The 18,440-nt window shown below is 38.9% G+C and carries 20 protein-coding genes and 3 pseudogenes; 21 read left to right on the top strand and 2 right to left on the bottom strand.

The features are described 5' to 3' along the window. Window positions 1–2: 2 nt before the first annotated feature. From COE25_RS20265 to COE25_RS20190, 19 genes and pseudogenes are all read left to right on the top strand, one after another. The gene (locus COE25_RS20265) at window positions 3–341 is read left to right on the top strand and encodes a hypothetical protein (RefSeq protein WP_098933890.1); all 339 of its coding nucleotides are present in this window, start codon (window positions 3–5) and stop codon (window positions 339–341) included. 126 nt (window positions 342–467) lie between these two features. Beyond that, window positions 468–614: a hypothetical protein gene (locus COE25_RS30925; protein ID WP_179195791.1), complete on the top strand. Its 147-nt coding sequence runs from the start codon at window positions 468–470 to the stop codon at window positions 612–614. 116 nt (window positions 615–730) lie between these two features. Then, entirely contained in the window at window positions 731–1,978 is a 1,248-nt protein-coding gene (gene allC / locus COE25_RS20260; RefSeq protein WP_098933889.1) for an allantoate deiminase, read from the top strand. Between the two features lie 525 nt (window positions 1,979–2,503). Next, window positions 2,504–4,084, top strand: coding sequence for a phytoene desaturase family protein (locus COE25_RS20255; RefSeq protein ID WP_218964333.1), 1,581 nt, complete (start codon window positions 2,504–2,506; stop codon window positions 4,082–4,084). Window positions 4,085–4,387: 303 nt separating this feature from the next. Continuing rightward, a complete protein-coding gene (locus tag COE25_RS20250) occupies window positions 4,388–4,855 on the top strand; it encodes an SRPBCC family protein (protein ID WP_088087155.1) in 468 nt (155 codons plus the stop codon). A gap of 325 nt (window positions 4,856–5,180) precedes the next feature. After that, a pseudogene (locus COE25_RS20245) lies at window positions 5,181–5,318 on the top strand (aldo/keto reductase); the annotation flags it as partial. Next, window positions 5,317–5,700: pseudogene (locus tag COE25_RS20240) on the top strand (oxidoreductase); the annotation flags it as partial. The pseudogenes COE25_RS20245 and COE25_RS20240, both read left to right, overlap by 2 nt. A 194-nt stretch (window positions 5,701–5,894) precedes the next feature. Then, window positions 5,895–5,990, top strand: a complete 96-nt coding sequence (locus COE25_RS32340; RefSeq protein WP_373605365.1) for a MerR family DNA-binding transcriptional regulator — start codon at window positions 5,895–5,897, stop codon at window positions 5,988–5,990. Between the two features lie 15 nt (window positions 5,991–6,005). Further along, window positions 6,006–6,107, top strand: a pseudogene (locus tag COE25_RS31725) (MerR family transcriptional regulator); the annotation flags it as partial. Window positions 6,108–6,110: 3 nt separating this feature from the next. Continuing rightward, on the top strand, window positions 6,111–6,620 hold the full coding sequence (locus COE25_RS32140) for a TipAS antibiotic-recognition domain-containing protein (protein WP_306572798.1): 510 nt from the start codon (window positions 6,111–6,113) through the stop codon (window positions 6,618–6,620). An 81-nt stretch (window positions 6,621–6,701) separates the two neighbouring features. Next, a complete protein-coding gene (locus tag COE25_RS20230) occupies window positions 6,702–6,971 on the top strand; it encodes a spore germination protein (RefSeq protein ID WP_180247558.1) in 270 nt (89 codons plus the stop codon). A gap of 171 nt (window positions 6,972–7,142) precedes the next feature. Continuing rightward, a complete protein-coding gene (locus COE25_RS20225; protein ID WP_098933886.1) occupies window positions 7,143–7,280 on the top strand; it encodes a BA3454 family stress response protein in 138 nt (45 codons plus the stop codon). 45 nt (window positions 7,281–7,325) lie between these two features. Next, window positions 7,326–7,997, top strand: a complete 672-nt coding sequence (rpiA, locus tag COE25_RS20220; RefSeq protein ID WP_098933885.1) for a ribose-5-phosphate isomerase RpiA — start codon at window positions 7,326–7,328, stop codon at window positions 7,995–7,997. A gap of 74 nt (window positions 7,998–8,071) precedes the next feature. After that, a complete protein-coding gene (gene zwf / locus COE25_RS20215) occupies window positions 8,072–9,583 on the top strand; it encodes a glucose-6-phosphate dehydrogenase (protein WP_098933884.1) in 1,512 nt (503 codons plus the stop codon). A 24-nt stretch (window positions 9,584–9,607) separates the two neighbouring features. After that, entirely contained in the window at window positions 9,608–11,602 is a 1,995-nt protein-coding gene (tkt, locus tag COE25_RS20210; protein WP_098933883.1) for a transketolase, read from the top strand. 24 nt (window positions 11,603–11,626) lie between these two features. Next, window positions 11,627–12,526 (top strand): phosphogluconate dehydrogenase (NAD(+)-dependent, decarboxylating), encoded by a 900-nt coding sequence (gnd, locus tag COE25_RS20205; RefSeq protein WP_098933882.1) that lies wholly within the window; start codon window positions 11,627–11,629, stop codon window positions 12,524–12,526. A gap of 30 nt (window positions 12,527–12,556) precedes the next feature. Further along, window positions 12,557–13,219 carry a fructose-6-phosphate aldolase gene (gene fsa / locus COE25_RS20200; RefSeq protein ID WP_098933881.1) on the top strand — a complete coding sequence of 221 codons (663 nt, stop codon included), beginning with the start codon at window positions 12,557–12,559 and terminating at the stop codon, window positions 13,217–13,219. 91 nt (window positions 13,220–13,310) lie between these two features. Next, entirely contained in the window at window positions 13,311–14,648 is a 1,338-nt protein-coding gene (locus COE25_RS20195; protein WP_098933880.1) for a glucose-6-phosphate isomerase, read from the top strand. A gap of 129 nt (window positions 14,649–14,777) precedes the next feature. Then, window positions 14,778–16,136: an IS1182 family transposase gene (locus COE25_RS20190; RefSeq protein ID WP_098933879.1), complete on the top strand. Its 1,359-nt coding sequence runs from the start codon at window positions 14,778–14,780 to the stop codon at window positions 16,134–16,136. A gap of 255 nt (window positions 16,137–16,391) precedes the next feature. Here the strand turns inward: COE25_RS20190 and COE25_RS20185 are convergent, their stop codons facing one another. Further along, window positions 16,392–16,715, bottom strand: a complete 324-nt coding sequence (locus COE25_RS20185) for a winged helix-turn-helix transcriptional regulator (protein ID WP_180247557.1) — start codon at window positions 16,713–16,715, stop codon at window positions 16,392–16,394. A 306-nt stretch (window positions 16,716–17,021) separates the two neighbouring features. Continuing rightward, window positions 17,022–17,504, bottom strand: coding sequence for a hypothetical protein (locus tag COE25_RS20180; protein ID WP_098933878.1), 483 nt, complete (start codon window positions 17,502–17,504; stop codon window positions 17,022–17,024). 197 nt (window positions 17,505–17,701) lie between these two features. Here COE25_RS20180 and COE25_RS20175 point away from each other — a divergent pair, with 197 nt between their 5' ends. Together COE25_RS20175 and COE25_RS20170 are read left to right on the top strand one after the other, a co-directional pair. Beyond that, window positions 17,702–17,950 (top strand): LysM peptidoglycan-binding domain-containing protein, encoded by a 249-nt coding sequence (locus COE25_RS20175; protein WP_098934040.1) that lies wholly within the window; start codon window positions 17,702–17,704, stop codon window positions 17,948–17,950. Window positions 17,951–18,019: 69 nt separating this feature from the next. Beyond that, window positions 18,020–18,418, top strand: a complete 399-nt coding sequence (locus COE25_RS20170) for a Ger(x)C family spore germination protein (RefSeq protein ID WP_098933877.1) — start codon at window positions 18,020–18,022, stop codon at window positions 18,416–18,418. The last annotated feature ends 22 nt before the right edge of the window (window positions 18,419–18,440 follow it).

Below are 18,440 nucleotides of genomic sequence, written 5' to 3'. Positions count from 1 at the left end.
TTATGCATACCTCAAATTCTCGTCCTGTAGGGATTCACTTAAAAACAACAAAACAGAATTCCTTAGAAAAAAGTGAATATCTAAATCTGCCGGACTTACAGTTTTTTCAATGGTGTCATTCACAATATGGGTTAAATAAGGGAGTTTATAATACGATTGACCAGTGGTTTTACGGAATTGGAATTGAACGCGTTCAATATCGCCGTATCTTCATATTGAAATTTTTAGATTTTAGTAAAGATTTTGGGGTTGTGAAGGACCAACAGAAATTTATCCGATTTGGAAATGGAGGTCTCATTCGAAGGCTGCAGGGATTTATGCAGGGTATTAATCTTAAATAATGACGACAATCGCATACATTGATTTTCTCCTTTGTAAATATTACGTAAGATAAGTTAACAAAAATGGAGACTCACAAAGATAATTGTATTAAATTATCTATATATAAATATTAGGGAGGGCTTCATATGAGCACGAATGACAAAGTTCTTTTCGCTGGAGATGTATATACGATCATATACGATTATAAAAACGGTTTGTACGAAATTAAAAAAGAAGATGAACGGGGGAAGGTGGTATTGGTTTCTAAAAATGACATAAATAAGTTGTTTTAATTTTTATAAGAGGTGCAATCGATTCTAGAGTCTATTTTCTTTATGGAAATAGGCTTTTTTTTTAGTAAAGGAATCATAACATAACATTACATAATTATTTTTGAGGAGTGAAGTGGATGGCCATTCAAAGAGACAAAAAGTTTTTGGAAAAAGGTCATGTGGGAGTAATGATTGAATGGCTTGCTTCGTTTGGAAAGACAGAGAATGGGGGTGTGACAAGACTTTTGTATTCTCCATCCTGGCTCGATGCGCAGCTGGCGTTAAAAAGTAAAATGGACCAATCGAAACTAGATACGTATTTTGACAGTGTCGGAAATTTATTTGGAAGATTACCAGGTTCAGAATCAAATGGGAAAACCATCTTGACCGGCTCTCACATCGATACGGTAGTTGATGGTGGAAAATACGATGGTGCCTATGGAATCATTGCCAGTTTCATCGCTGTATTAAGGCTATTTCAAACCTATGGTCTCCCAAAGAAAACGATAGAAGTCGTCTCTTTATGCGAAGAAGAAGGAAGTCGTTTTCCGCTCGCCTTTTGGGGGTCGAGAAATATCAGTGGTGCCTACAACCTTGACCGAGTGAAAAAGGTCAAGGACTCAGAAGGAATTCCATTTTTAGAAGCGATGAAACAAGCGGGGTTTGATCCGGAAAAGTATACTCCTGCAGTTCGGGATGATGTGGAACGGTTTGTGGAGATTCATATTGAACAAGGAATGATTCTCGAGAAAAATAAGAATCAAATCGGGATTGTGACCCATATTGTCGGACAACGCCGTTATTCGGTTCAAATCAAGGGAGAAAGTAACCACGCGGGGACGACTCCGATGCAATATCGGAAGGATGCAGTTAGCACAGCCGCCCATTTTATTTCTTTTTTAACAGAAAAAGCGCAAGTTGTTGACCCGCAATTAGTCGCAACGGTTGGAAGGTTAAACGTCAATCCGAATGTACCGAATGTAGTCGCTGGTGAGGTAGAGTTCAGCCTGGATATTCGACATCATCAGGACGCTGTGATTGACCATTTTTGTGACGTGATTTTCGCGGAGTTTAAACGATTCGCTGAAAACTTAAATATGGAAGTGACCATCTCCCAGTGGATGGATGTAAAGCCGGTTAAGATGGATGGGGAGATGTGTATGTGGGCCCGTGAAATTGCAGAGGCGAAAAACTACCGCTATCAAGAAATGATCTCGGGTGCTGGACATGATGCCCAAGTATTTGGTGCCGTCTGTGCCACTTCCTTACTATTTGTACCGAGCCAAAAAGGAATCAGCCATTCTCCAAAAGAATTTACGAGTTTGGAAGAGTTAGAAACAGGGATTGTACTATTAACTGAACTTTTATATAAACTGGCCTATTAAAGGGAGATAATCATCATACAGAGGCCACTTCGATGATTACGAAAAGTTTCTAGATCGATAAATATGAAAGAAAAAAAGGTGCAGCTCCTCATTGGTTCACCTCATGGAGCGTGGCACCTTATTTCCTTTTTGAATAAACGGCTGGGTCTTTTATTTACTGTAAGAGCTTTATATTATGCATTTGGGTAAATGAAAGGGGTCTTACATTTACCGTGAGGCTGTTCTTTTTTGCATTTGGGTAAATGATGGGGCCTTACATTTACCGTGAGCCAGTTCTTTTTTGCATTTGGGTAAATGAAGTACCCCATCATCTGATGTTTTTTTGATATGCAAATTGACATAGAGTTTGTTCTCCCTAAATAAGATAGATTTATTGGTAAAAGTTTAGGAGGAAGAAAGTGAAAACTATTTTAATAACAGGTTCATCCTCAGTAATTGGAAAAATGTACTAGATTTAGTACTTAAATCCATCCTCCAGAATATCTTTTTACGTAGATATGGATTGATCATATTAGAGGGAGAGATATGATGGAGAACTTTGATGTCATTATGATTGGCAGCGGCCATAATGCTTTAATTACGGCTGCCTATTTAACGCGCGCGGGCCGCAGTGTCCTAGTTTTAGAAAAAAATGATCGCCCTGGCGGATTTCTGCGCACCGAAGAGCTGACGCTGCCAGGTTTTAAACATGATGTGTTTGCTGCTGCACATCCTCTCTTTACAACCGGACCAGCCTACGCTGAACTAAGAGAGGATCTAGAGGCACGCGGGCTCCGATACATAAATACGGACCTGCCGACCGGTGTTTCGATGGAAGACGGACGAACGGCTGTCCTGCCGAGTTCATTTGAAGGTCTCATAGCTGAGGCGGAACGGCTGGCTCCCGGAGACGGTGCAGCACTGGCCAGCATGTTTGAACAGTTAAATCCATATGTTAACGATGTATTTGGATTATTCAATATGGATCTCTCTAGTCCTAAAGCTGCACCGATCCTGAAGCGCTTGCTTCACAAAGGGGGAGGGGCGGGCTATTCGCCTTTCGCTGCCTCGCTAGTTTCAACCGCCCGTAATACCGTCAGTTCTTTAAAGTCACCAGTGACACGGGCAATGCTGGCCTCCTGGGTTACACACCTTGGCCGCACGCCGGATGAAGTCGGAAGCGGGATTTGGGTACCCCTGACCGTGATGGCACTGATGGGCGGCGGGATGCCGATACCTGAAGGCGGCAGTGAGAAACTGGCTCAAGCATTATCTCAACTGATAAAGGATCAAGGCGGCGAGATTCTTACACATACTCATGTCGAGCGGATCTTAGTGGAGAACGGTCGAGCGGTTGGTGTCCGAACTTCAAAGGGGAAAAAATATCGTGCTAAGCAGGCAGTCGTGGCCTCAACCACACCTGATCAGCTCTATCTCTCGCTCTTGGCCGATACGGAGATTTCACCACCACTTCGAGCACAAGCGAAACAGTATCGATACGGCCGAGGCTGCGTCCAAATTCATCTAGCTCTAAGTGAGCCGCCAAACTGGCCAGATAAACGGTTTAACCGTGTCGGGCAGCCGCATCTAACAGATGGACTGGACGGATTCACTCTAGCGATTGCCCAGGGGGCGGCCAATCTGCTTCCGTCCAACCCTACCTTTACGGTCGATTGTTCTACCAACCTCGATCCAACGAGAGCACCGGAAGGAAAAGCAATCATGCGCATTCAAGTGCTGGAAGTGCCCATCCGTCCGCGTAGGGATGCGGCTAACCTTATCGATGTCGGAGATGGTACATGGACGCATGATTTAACCGAGCGGTTCACAGAACGCGTCCTAAATGTGGTGAGCAAACATATACCAAACATCCCAAGTGCGGTGATCGGAAAATACGTCGTCACACCGGATACGATTGCCAGGTTTAACCCGAACTCAGGACCCGGGGATCCCTACGGCGGTGCGCACGATTTGGCGCAAAGCTATCTTTTTAGACCATTACCAGGGCAGCCGGGTCATCAGACAGCTATTCCAAATGTCTATATGCTCGGTGCCGCAACCTGGCCTGGGCATGGAGTGAATGGCGGATCAGGTTATATTGTTGCGCAGCAGCTACTCTCACAATAAAATATCATTTACTCATTTGAAAAGAGTAAGACCCTATTTCCCGGTGGAAGTAGGTTTTTTATTACAAAAAACAGGAGAATAAGAGATGAATTCCTTATCGTGATAGTTGTGAAAGACAAATTTCTTGGTTTTGCGGCGAGATTAGTTTTTCCTACCGCTTAGATGGCCAATCATAAAAAAGGAATGATAATAAAGAGCAGGTATCTTTTCCTTAAACAGCATATTCAGTTCCTATTAACCATTCACAATCCAATTGAATACATATAATTGATTGTAATTTTTGTGGCAATTGGAGGGGGAACAGTGAAATTCGAGTACGAATACGCATTCGGGCTGCCAAGGAACATTGTTTGGAAATATATCAAGGATGAAAAGGTGCTCCGGAACTCACTCCCTGGTTGTAAGTCTTTTTCAGAAGTGGCCAGAGGTGTATACCAAGCTGAAGTGGAGATAAAAATGGGCCCCATTCAAGATCATTTTGTCCTAGAGATTCGACTCCATGAGAAGAAGCCATCCTCCATCCTTCAATTACAAGTAATTGGAAGTGGTAATATCGGAGAAATTTCCGGTAAAGCTGAACTTTATCTTAAAGATCAACAAAAGGCGACCCAACTAAACTGTATAGCTGAAGCACAGGTAACAGGTGCCCTCGCTTTAGCAGGTCAGCGGGTGTTAGAGGGTGGAGCTAATAAGGGTTTGGAGACGTTTTTTCAAAAAGTAGAAAAGGAAATAAAAAGGAGTCTTTATTATTTGAAAAAAAAGAGCAGGTGAAAAAGGTTCCTTTAGTCGAATCGATCTCTATTCCTGTATCATCATGGTGGGAAATGTAAATGGGCAATAAATTAAACAAGGAGCAGTGGTCTAAGGCCGCTGCTCCTTGTTCTATTTATAGGATTCCTTCAGGCGTTTTATATCCTCTTTAGATGGGCGAAAGTGGTGGCGAGAGGATTAGGCAATGATTTGATAGGAATTGGATATCAGTTGCCTTATCATTTGTTGCATAATAATAAAGTACAATTCCTAGCGGAGTAATTACATTCTTTTAATGAAAATGAATGTCTTAACGAATATTATTATAAAATGGGAGGATTTTTAGATGCAAAAAGTAATCTTAAACAATGGCGTAGAGATGCCTATTCTTGGCTTTGGTGTGTTTCAAATGAATGATCCAAAAGAATGTGAACAAGCCGTTTACGATGCTCTTATGGCAGGCTATCGTCTGATTGATACAGCTGATGCTTGACTCAGGTGTAGACGGAGAAGGAAGTCTATTGTTGAAATATAAAGAAATGGACGCAGTCATTATGTATTCAAAAATAACAGATTCTTATATACCTTCTGAAATTCAAGGGGAAAATGGAAACATTATTATTGATAATATCAATAAACCACAAAAAGTAGAAATTCGTTATCGAGATGGACGCGTTGAAGATATTACACTCCCTCAATCTAACAACATCATGTATTATGAAACAAATGAATTTATTAAGTTAATTAAGACTGGTCAGTTAGAATCAAATATCAATTCGCATGCCCATTCCATGATAACTATGAGAATCTTAGAAGAAGCACGCAAACAGATTGGTCTTGAGTTTCTAGCAGATAGAGTAAAATAAAAACTAATTATAGGGGTTATATGAACAAGCAATCCTTTCAGGCGCAATTCTTAAATAAGAAGGCGTCTTTTTTTTATGAAAATTGTTTTTAATATAAACAACCAAAAAAAGTTTTAAAGAGGTACTTGAACCTAACACAATGTCAGGTTGTATAGTAATGTTGCCGGCCAAAATAATTCGTACGAAATGAGGGGGTGATTCTGAATAAAAAAACTTGGAAAGTTGGAAAATTAGCGAAGCAAACCGGACTTACAGTACGAATGCTCCAACATTATGACAAAATTGGATAGTTTTCTCCTTCGCAGTCTTCTGATAAGGGACATAGAATTTACACTGAAACAGATATTGCCAAGCTGCAACAAATTATGTCACTTAAGCAGTTAGGTTTTGCTTTGGATGAGATTAAAGAGATGATGGAAAATCCAAATTTTAATCCTGTCGAAGTTATAAAAGTGCAGCTAGAAAGTGTAAAAGAGTGTATTCGGATACAAGAACAATTGTTCAGTCGTTTGGAAAGAATATATGAATTGCTTAACAGTCAACTAAAAGTGAAGGCAGAACAATTTATAAATATAATTGAGATGATTAATATGAGTAAAGATAAATATTTTACCCAAGAGCAACAGGAAAATATGTTCAAACAGTTTGGATTAGAGGAAAGAAAGCAGTATGTAAATGAATGGTCTAAAATAACTGCAAAGATACGTGTGGAATATGAGAAGGGGAAACCACCTGAAAACCTAGACGTAACACAATTGGCAAAACGATGGAATGAATTCCTCGATAAGTTGTCTTTTAAGGATCCTGAGATATCCAAAGCAGCTGAACGTTATTATAAAGAGAATCCTGAATTAGGAGAGAAATTTGGGGTTGATAAACAGCTTTCTGACTACATCAAGAAAGCTATGTCACATAGTTAAATTCATCTTTATTATTACAGAAAAAGTCGTGAGCATTTGTATAGCAACGACTTTTTCTTTTTAAGCAATCGGGCGCAATTCTTGTACAAGGAATTGTGTCTTTTAAGTTATCATTATATAGGGGGACCTATCACGATCAATACTGTTGCCGGATCAGCGATAGTCGAGTTCGGGGATACAGTGTTTATTTTACCTGAATTTTCCTCCAAAACTTATCACGGTTCTGGCTCTTCAAATACTGCTGCTCTAGTAAATACGTTTAGATTAGTTAGTACATCAGTTACAGTACAATCAGACTTAATTGACCAGCCTATCGTTAAGGATTATAGGGTCTTCCTTGCCCCCATCTAGTATGAGTCGTCGCTTATAGAGGTGGTAAAAAATATCTCGATTCTGAGATATTTTGCTTGACGTTATTTAATTCAAGAATTATTATGGTTACGTAAAGTAACTTTAGTTACTAAAAATAACTAGGTTATAATAATTTTAATTACAATTAAAAATGATTAAGGAGTGAAACAGATGGTGGAAGTAACTGTAAAACTTAATTATAATGGGAAAAATTATTTAACAAATGTAATAGTTCATAAAAATACACCTAAAAAACAAATTATGCGTAGTATCGCAACGGAACAAATTAAGAAACAATGGGTAAATTAAATTGGCGATAAATCTTCAGGTCTTTATATGAAAGGAGTAAAGGGCTTGAATGAAAAAAGAGTAGTCGGAGAGAAAGCTGTAGATTATGTGAAGGAAGGAATGGTAGTTGGACTTGGTACTGGCACCACGGTATTTTATACCATTTCTAAGCTTGCAAAATTAGTTCAACAAGGATTTTCTATTAAAGGAATCCCTACTTCTTTACAAACAGAGAATTTGGCAAGAGAACTTGGCATTCCATTGGTTTCTTTCAATAAAATAGACCGAATTGATGTAGCGATAGATGGTGCCGATCAAGTAAACCCTGATTTAAATCTTATTAAAGGAGGCGGTGGTGCCCTTTTAAGAGAGAAAATCATCGCGAAAGCGGCAAACACTTTTATAGTTGTCGCCGACTCACACAAGTCGGTGGAAAAATTAGGATCCTTCCCTTTACCTGTAGAAGTGGTACCTTTCGGAGTTGAAATGACAAGCAAATATATCCAAGAGCTTGGAGGGATTCCGAAATTACGGCAAAAAGATGGGAGCCCTTATCTAACGGATAACGGTCATTATATTTTTGACTGCAGCTTCCATGAGATTACACATCCAGGAGATTTAGAAAGAGACCTGAATCTTATTCCTGGTGTTGTTGATAATGGATTGTTTGTCGGAATCGCCGATATGGTTATTACCTTGGATAGAAATAAGGAAGTTGGCATTAATTTCCGAAAATAGGTTGGGTTCGGAAAAGAAAAAATAACTTCAGTATTGCGCATAATGATAATTTGCAAAAATGAGGAGATATAAATATGGAATCAATGACCTTTGTATTATTTGGAGCAACGGGGGATTTGGCTAAGAGAAAAATATACCCTGCTCTTTACAATTTATATTTAAATCAGAAGTTGCCTCAACCTATATCCATTATTGGACTTGGTAGAGGTAATTTATCACATCTCGATTTTCAGGAAAAAATTAAAGAATCAGTATTAGAGTTTTCACGTCGTTTAGAGCATGAAGCGGATGAAATGGGAGATTTTCTAGACGCTTTTCGTTTCAGTTCTTTAGATGTAAATAAACCAGAGGATTATCAAAAATTACTGCAGTTGGTTAAGGAAAGAGAAGACGAACTACAAATTGCGGAAAACCGCATGTTTTACCTCTCTGTAGCACCAGAGTTTTTTGATATCATTGCGTTTAATGTTAAAAATAGTGGACTTGGTGCAACGAGTGGATGGAAACGATTAATCATCGAGAAACCATTTGGACATGATCTTCAATCTGCTCGCGAGCTAAATGAAAAACTTAACAGTGCGTTTGATGAAGAGGAGATCTTTCGAATCGACCATTACCTTGGGAAGCCAATGGTTCAGAACCTTGAAGCTCTTGAATTTGCGAACCCAGTTCTACAGTCCATCTGGAATAGAGATCATATTGCGAATGTTCAAATTACAGCTAGTGAAACTGTGGGTGTTGAACAAAGAGCTGGTTATTATGATCAAGCAGGCGCAATACGCGACATGGTGCAAAATCATATGTTGCAAATGCTCATGATGACCGCTATGAACTTGCCTTATAAAATTAACGCAACGGAAATTCGAAATGAAAAACGGAAGGTGATGGAAGCTCTTCGTCCGGTAAAAAAAGAAGATGTCCTATTCCATATTGTCCGGGGACAGTACTCTTCGGGTGAGATGAAGGGTGAGTCGGTGTCAGGCTATAAAGATGAGCCGGGAGTAAATCCGTCTTCTCAAACGGATACATTTGTCGCTGCCCGTTTATGGATTGATAATCCATTTTGGAGTGGAGTTCCATTCTATATACGGACAGGGAAAAGAATGAAGGAAAAGTCCACCCGTATCGTCATCGAATTTAAAAACACGTTAAAACTTCATTATAACCAAGATCAAAAAGTGGAGCCTAATTTATTGATTATCGAAATCAGCCCCGATGAAAATGTCGCTCTGCAATTGAATGGTAAAAATCCAATGAACGGGAAAATAGAACCTGTAAATATTAGTTTTTCTTGTGAAGATTCAGTACGCAATGGCTCAGGGGTCCCTGAGGCTTATGAAAGACTTATCTATGATGCTTTAATCGGCGATTCTACATTCTTTGCCCATTGGAAGGAAGTTGAATTATCGTGGGAATGGGTACAACCAATCCTGAACGCATTTGAGGAAAATCTTCTGCCTCTACATGAATATTGGTCCGGTTCATTTGGACCAGATGCCGCTGATTCCCTATTAGCTGAAAATGGGTTCAAATGGTGGTTAGATGAAAAAAATCAAGAAAACAAAGAGACATCACTTCAGAAATAAGGAATTGTCTAGGAGGAAAATGACATGTCACAAACCATTGAAAATTTAGCGGTAACAACCATTCGAACTTTATCAATTGATGCTGTCAATTCTGCAAACTCAGGCCATCCGGGTCTCCCGATGGGGGCAGCGCCAATGGCCTATGCATTATGGGCGAACCATTTGAATCACAATCCTGAAAATCCGAACTGGTTTAATCGTGATCGATTCGTTTTATCTGCAGGACATGGTTCCAGTTTATTATACAGCTTGCTTCATTCATTTGGGTATCATGTCTCGATGGATGATTTAAAAAACTTCAGAAAATTAAATAGCAAAACGCCAGGGCATCCGGAATTCGGTCATACTCCAGGTGTAGAAGCAACCACTGGACCATTAGGACAAGGGATTGCCAATGCTGTAGGGATGGCTATGGCGGAAGCACATTTAGCAGGCAAGTTTAATAAAGAAGGGTTTCCTGTGATTGATCATTATACCTATGCCTTAGTGGGGGACGGCGACCTAATGGAAGGTATTTCCTATGAAGCAATGTCAATGGCAGGTCATATGAAGCTAGGAAAGCTGGTTGTCTTATATGACTCCAATGATATCTCCCTTGATGGTGAATTGAACGTTTCCTTCTCCGAAGATATCAAGAAAAGAGCTGAATCTGCCCACTGGAACTATTTAAGAGTAGAAGATGGCAACGATATTGAGGCCATTTCAAATGCCATCCAATCAGCAAAACAAAACACTGACCAGCCAAGTTTGATTGAAATCAGAACGATCATCGGATATGGAAGTCCGAAGGTTGCAGGAACGAATAAGGCCCACGGTGCACCACTCGGAGCAGAAGAAGGGAAAGCGACTAAACAAGCCTATGATTGGCTTTATGAGGAAGATTTCCACGTTCCAGAGGAAGTCAAGGCTCATTTTGAACAATTAAAGCGTAATGGAGTCGACAAGGAACAAAGTTGGAACGATTTATTCGATTCTTACCAAAAAGCGAATCCAGACTTGGCAGAACAGTTAACCAATGCGATTTCTGGAAAAGTTCTCATCGATGTGAAGGATATACTAACGTTTGACACCGGAAAAGCTGTATCCACTCGTGTGGCGAGCGGGGAAGCTATTAACCATTTTGTGAAATCAGTGCCAGCCATTTTTGGTGGTAGTGCGGACCTTTCCCACTCCACGATGACTGAGATTAAAGGGGAACAAATTTACGCCGTCGAATCCTACGGTGCTCGTAATGTTTATTTCGGTGTACGTGAACATGCGATGGGTGCAGCAGCAAACGGGATGGCTTATCATGGCGGATTAAAGCCTTTTGTTAGCACATTTTTTGTATTTAATGATTATCTGCGTCCTTCTATTCGATTAGCGGCTTTATCAAAGCTTCCGGTCATCTATGTGTTTACACATGATTCCATTGCAGTTGGGGAAGATGGACCAACTCATGAGCCGGTTGAACACTTGGCTGCCCTTCGTTCCATCCCGGGCCTCACTGTTATCAGACCTACAGATGCGAATGAAACAGCAAGTGCTTGGGCGTATTCGCTTCAACAATCAGAAGGACCAGTCGCCTTGGTCTTAAGCCGTCAAAACTTGCCGGTATTTAATGAAACAAAAGCGAATGTAGAAAATTTATCTAAGGGCGCTTATGTATTAACAGAGACCAATCCGACCCCGGACGTCATCTTAATGGCAACAGGGTCTGAAGTTTCATTGGCAGCGAGTGCCAAAACCGAACTGGAAAAAGAAAATATTTCTGTACGTATCGTAGCAATGCCAAGTTGGGAGTTGTTCGGCAAGCAATCTGCTGATTATAAAGAGGCTGTGCTCCCTTCTTCGGTTACAAAGCGTGTGGCAATCGAAATGGGAATTTCATTTGGATGGGAACGCTTTGTTGGCTTTGATGGAAAAGTATTATCAATTGAGACATTCGGTGCATCTGGAGATGGTGAAGCCGTTATGAAGCATTTTGGATTTACGACTGAAAATGTGGTTCAAACTACAAAAGGTATTTTAAATAAGTAAAAAATAAATTTGGAGGAATTAATGATGAAAGTAGGATTAATCGGTTTGGGAAAGATGGGCTTTAACCTAGGACAAAATCTAATCGAGCATAATCATGAAGTGGTAGCATTCGATGTTAGCCCAACAGCTGTGGAAGAAATGAAAAAAAACGGAGCTGTAGGAGTTTCGAGCTATAAAGAACTTATTCAATCATTAGAACAGCCAAGAATTGTTTGGATTATGGTCCCTCATGGCGTTGTTGATTCGGTTATTGGTGAGGTTCTACCGTTCTTGAACGAGGGGGATATTGTCATTGAAGCTGGTAATTCCCATTATAAAGAATCCATCCAGCGTTATAACGAATTAAAGGAACTGGGGATCCGATTTATGGATGCAGGCACTTCAGGTGGTATGGAAGGTGCTCGTCATGGTGCATGCTACATGGTTGGCGGCGATCCTGAGGCGTGGCAAATCGTTGAACCCATCTTCAAAGATACATCCGTCGAAAATGGTTATCTCTATGCAGGCAAAGCTGGAAGCGGTCACTTCCTCAAAATGGTTCATAATGGAATCGAATATGCCATGATGGCTGCCATAGGGGAAGGATTTGACGTACTGGAGAAAAGTGACTTCGACTATGATTATAAAAAAGTAGCAAGAGTTTGGAATAACGGGTCTGTTATTCGTTCATGGCTGATGGAATTAACGGAAAACGCATTTTCAAAAGACCCACATTTGGATGAAATTAAAGGAATTATGCATTCTTCAGGTGAAGGGAAATGGACGGTTGAAACAGCCCTGGATCTTCAAACCGCTACTCCTGTTATCGCCTTGTCATTATTAATGCGTTATCGTTCCTTAGAGAATGACACCTTTACAGGAAAAGTGGTAGCTGCATTAAGAAATGAATTTGGTGGACATGCTGTCGAAAAAGCAAGCAAATAAAATATATTATATAAATCGGAGGAAATCATCATGAAATTTTTTATTGATACAGCGAATCTAGACGATATCAAAAAAGCTTATAAAATCGGGGTTTTATCAGGCGTTACTACAAATCCTTCCTTGGTCGCAAAAGAAGGAGTTAAATTTGAAGATCGCATTGCAGAAATTCTAAATGCCGTTCCCGAGGTTGAGTCTGTATCTGCCGAAGTAACTCCAAACGCTTTAACAGCAGAACAAATGATTGCTGAAGCAAATGAACTCATCAAAATAAATGGCGGGGATAAAAATATTACCATTAAACTTCCAATGACATTGGATGGTTTAGAAGCGTGTCGCTACCTAACAAAAAAAGGTGTAAAAACAAACGTCACCCTTATTTTTTCCGTAAACCAAGCCCTCTTGGCAGCACGTGCCGGGGCCACTTATGTGTCCCCATTCTTGGGCCGTTTAGATGATATCAACGAAGATGGTGTAGCACTTGTTTCAAGAATTGCTGAATTATTCCGTGTTCAGAATTTAGACTCTCAAATCATTGCAGCATCTGTTCGTCACCCAGACCATGTAACTCGTGTCGCATTGGCGGGAGCACATATTGCAACTATCCCATTTAATGTAATTGAGCAATTATCTAAACATCCTTTAACAGACCAAGGAATTGAAAAATTTGCAGCGGACTGGAAAAATGCTCTTTAAAAACTTATAAAAGTCTCAGAGCGTTAGATAACTTCGACGGTAAGATTCTAACGCTCTGCACGCTAAATCAGAATTAAAGGAGATAAAATAAATGTCAATTTCATTTGATTATACAAACGCCCTATCATTTATGCAAACGAGTGAAGTGGATAATCTTAGTGAGTTTGTAAAGGTAGCTCACAATATGCTTCACGAGAAAAAAGGTCCAGGCTCTGATTTTCTTGGATGGGTCAACCTGCCGCATGACTACGATAAAGAAGAATTCGCACGAATAAAAAATGCAGCTGAAAGAATTCGCAATAATTCCGATGCCTTAATTGTTATTGGGATTGGAGGTTCATATCTTGGTGCAAGAGCAGCAATTGAAGCACTTTCCCATACCTTTCATAATCAAATAGGAAATAAAACACAAATTTATTTTGCAGGACAAAATATTAGCGCTACATATCTCTCTCACTTGCTTGATGTAATAAAGGATAAAGATATTTCCGTTAATGTCATATCGAAATCAGGTACGACAACAGAGCCAGCTATTGCTTTTCGGATATTCCGGGATTATTTAGAGAAAAAATATGGAAAAGAAGAAGCAAGAAAACGTATTTATGCCACAACAGACCGCGCTAAAGGGGCGTTAAAAACACTTGCCGATGAAGAAGGCTATGAAACCTTTGTCATTCCTGATGATGTAGGAGGTAGATATTCTGTTTTATCCGCAGTGGGTTTATTGCCAATCGCAACAGCAGGTTTAAATATAAACAAAATGATGGAAGGGGCAGCAGGTGCAGCAGATAAATACAATAATCCGGATTTGGAAACAAATGAAAGCTATCAATATGCGGCTGTAAGGAATGCCCTTTATCGAAAAGGAAAATCAATTGAACTCCTTGTTAACTATGAACCATCCCTTCACTATGTCTCAGAATGGTGGAAACAGCTATTTGGTGAGAGTGAAGGAAAGGATCAAAAAGGTCTATACCCAGCTTCGGTGGATTTTACAACTGATCTTCATTCTATGGGTCAATATGTACAGGAAGGTCGTCGTGATTTAATTGAAACAGTCATATCAGTTAAAGAGCCTAAACTGGATATCACGATTGAAGAAGAGGCTTCTAATCTTGATGGCTTGAATTATATTGCCGGCAAAACCATGGACTTTGTCAATAAGAATGCCTTCCAAGGTACCGTATTAGCGCATGTTGACGGAGGGGTTCCAAACCTATACGTGGAACTGGGAAAATTAGACGAATATACATTTGGCGAAATGGTGTATTTCTTCGAGAAGGCATGTGGCATTAGCGGTTTGTTAATGGGCGTTAACCCATTTGATCAACCAGGAGTAGAAGCTTATAAAAAGAACATGTTTGCCTTACTTGGAAAACCAGGGTTCGAAGAAGAAAGAGCTGAATTACTAAAACGCATTTCTAAATAAACTCTAAAAAACAACCCTTATCTTGTGAAGATAAGGGTTGTTCAGACTGTAGACAAACTCGAAAAAAACGAGCTTGCCTACAGTTTTTTTGTTGTAAAATAGTAGTAATAAAATCTTGAGGTGATGACAATGCTTTCGAAACATAATTCTATTCAACGAGATCAAATTGAAATGATTGCTTTAGACCAGCTTGTACCAACGAACCATCTGGTTCGTAAAATTGAGTCGGCAATTGATTTCTCTTTTATTTATGACTTGGTGAAAGATATGTATTCAGAAGTAGGTCGCCCAAGTATCGATCCAATCATCTTGATTAAATTGACCTTCATTCAATATACCTTCGGTATTCGCTCAATGCGTAAGACGATTGAAGAAGTTGAAACAAACATGGCCTATCGTTGGTTCTTGGGTTACGGCTTCCATGATAAAGTACCGCACTTCTCCACATTCGGAAAAAACTATGAGCGTCGCTTTAAAGATATAGACCTATTTGAACAGATCTTCTATCGTATATTAAAGATAGCTACCGAGAAAAAGCTGATTAGTGCGGAGCACGTCTTCGTTGACTCCACCCATGTGAAAGCCAGTGCGAATAAACGCAAATTTGAAAAGAAAGTTGTTCGCAAAGAGACACGCGCATATCAAGAACGCCTTCAAGAAGAGATCAATCAAGATCGGGAAGACCATGGAAAAAAGCCATTCCCACCTGATAAGTTCGATAAGGATGATTCGAAAGAAATCAAAGAGAGTACAACCGATCCAGAGAGTGGTTACTACGTCAAAGACGAACGGACAAAACAGTTCGCCTATTCATTTCATGCGGCCGCAGACCGAAACGGTTTTGTCCTAGGCACGATTGTGACACCGGGTAATACACATGATAGTAATATGTTAGAGCCATTAGTTGAACAAGTAGTTGAGAATGTCGGAAAACCTGAAGCTGTTGCGGCTGATGCAGTTTATAAAACACCTGCCATTACAAATTATTTATTAGAAAACGAGATAACTCCTGCTCTACCATATACACGCCCACGTACAAAAGAAGGGTTCTTCCGAAAACACGAGTATGTGTATGATGAACACTTTAACTGTTATCTGTGCCCGGCGGGCGAGGTCTTGAAATATTCCACAACGAATAAAGAGGGATATCGCGAGTACAAATCCCCGAAACACATCTGTGCTACATGTCCTTTATTAGCACAGTGTACCGAAAGTAAGGACCATCAAAAAGTGGTGACACGTCATATTTGGCAAGCATATGTGGAAGAAGCAGACCATCTCCGTCATCACAAAGATGTAAAACCAATTTATGCGAAACGCAAAGAAACAATAGAGCGTGTATTCGCAGATGCAAAAGAAAAGCATGGCATGCGTTGGACAACTTTAAGGGGACTTAAAAAATTGTCGATGCAGCCGATGCTTACTTTCGCTGCCATGAATTTAAAGAAAATGGCCAACTGGACTTGGCAAGGTCCACAAATGGTCTAAGAAGAGACCTCGGAGAGGTCTCCCTCTAACTAAATAGGTTGAAAAACCGAGAAAAAGTCTAAAAGGGGTTCGGAATGTGAGCATTCCGAACCCCTTTTGTCGACAATCTGAACAACCCTTATCTTGTGAAGATAAGGGTTGTTTTCAAAGTAAATTAAAATTTTTCGATCATTTCCTTTACGGCTAAAATCGTTCTTTCTTTGATTTCATTTGCCTTTTCTGGGGATTGTAGATATTTATTTATATTCCAATCATTTATTTCTCTTTCATCCAGTTGGCAGCCCATTGACTAATGGGTCCCAGTATTTTTGCTAGTTCGCTTCCTTTTTTAGTTAATAAATATTCCGTTCTAACTGGGCGCTCTGGAATAACATGACGTAAAACAATCCCATGCTCTTCTAATTCTTTCAATCTTTCCGTTAATACCCGCTTACTTAAATCAGGGATGAGTAAATTGATTTCACTAAAACGTTTTGGTCCGCTTAATAATACATATATGATTAGTCCAGTCCATCTTTTTCCTATTAACTCAAAAGTCTTTTCAACCTCAGGACAAAGTTCTGCCTTTTCTTCAATCATAATAACACTCACCTCTTTCAATTAGATTGAATTTTGTTCCTTGTATACTTATTGTAACTAAGTTTCATTTGATTACAATCTAAAAATACATAATTTATTTTAAAAAACTCCCACCGTACATAAAATTGTCAAGGAATTGCCATAAATGATTTGTTTTTTAATTATTAGAGGAAACAAACCATAGTGGACTTATTAAAAATGAAGATGATATTAAAATAGGGAAAAGCTCTATGTTAGTCTTAGCTTTTCCCTGCATTATGAATCTCTAATTGTAATTAGAAAGTGGTTATACATCATCAATCATTTTTAACTTAGAAAGGCTATTTGAACATCTTCATAACGGATTTTTAATAATCTTTCTAATAATTCTAGCTTTGTTTTTAATTCTTTAATTTCTTTTTCGCAGATTACATTTGCTTGTTGGATGTCATTTATCATTGCCATTACTAAGTGTTTAAAATTAGGAGATTCAATTAATACATGCTCAATTAATTCAATTGCATCTTGTTTTTCCTGTTTATTCTTGACAGCAAAAATACTTTGTTGATTCGGTTCAAATACGGTAATAGATTGAAAATCAACAGAGGTTCGTATTCCAAAGTACCTTCTTTCTGTTCCATAAAATTCATTTTCTCTTATCCGCATTAAATCTAAGCCAACCAGAAATTCATAAAAAGGAAAGCCTTTTTTTGGATAATTAATACTTTCAATTTCCATATTTGAAATGTTATCTATAAATATTTCTTTTTCTATTTGTGTTTGAATTACTTTTGATTCTAATAAGCTCATTTTAATGACCTCACTGTGTGTTTTATTTTTTAAAATAGACCTTGCAAAATAAAAAATGTGTATAAAAAGTAACCTGGTTACAATTTCATTATAATGAAGTGGCTAATATAAATCAATCATAAAGTTTTATGATTGATTTATATAATTATCAAACAAAAATCAAATACTATTTATACAAAATAAAAAGGGATAAATTAATGATCAAAATTATAGCATTGTGTATTTTAATATCGATTTTTGTTTTCAATAAATCAAGCGTAACAAATGCTCAGGTCATTCATGAAACACAATCAGGGGATACCTTAAATAAAATTGCATTACAATATAAAACAAAACGAGAAAGTATAGCAAAATTAAATGGTATAAAAAAAGATGCTCATCTTGTTTTGGGACAAGCTATATTAATTTCGGGTACTACTTATGTTGTACAGCAGCGGGGGGGATAACATTGCTAAGATTAAGACCTCTTTCATTTAAGAGATATACACCAAATAAGGTTAAGGATGATATCAACGATGAATAGTCAAAAGCGGAAAATAATAAGGTTGGCTGTTTTGCCCCTTTTAATTTTTATTCCTGGCTGCACTTATCCTCAGCAGAAAATTATTAATGAGGTACAACTTCAAACGATACTGGGGTTTGACAAAGCAGATAATCAGTATGTCGGGACAGCACTTTATTCTGATTACACAGGGGTTGAAAAAAAAGGGGGGAGTTTTACTTTACAAGGAAAAGGAAAGACAGCCCATATTATCAGAGAATCTATTAATCGGCAATCACCCAAACCGATAGAAATTGGAAAGTTGATTCTTCTAATTTTTGGTAAAGAGCTAGCGGAAAATGGAGTGTCTTATTTTGTTAAGACAATTTGTAGGGATCCACTAATTGGAAGTAATATGTACCTCGCTATTTAAGAAGTACCAGCAACAGAATTAA

This window comes from Bacillus sp. AFS031507, from assembly GCF_002584635.1.
Lineage (GTDB): Bacteria > Bacillota > Bacilli > Bacillales > Cytobacillaceae > Neobacillus.
The sequence above is the reverse complement of the archived record's forward strand: the minus strand, read 5'-3'. Positions and strand labels throughout refer to the sequence as shown.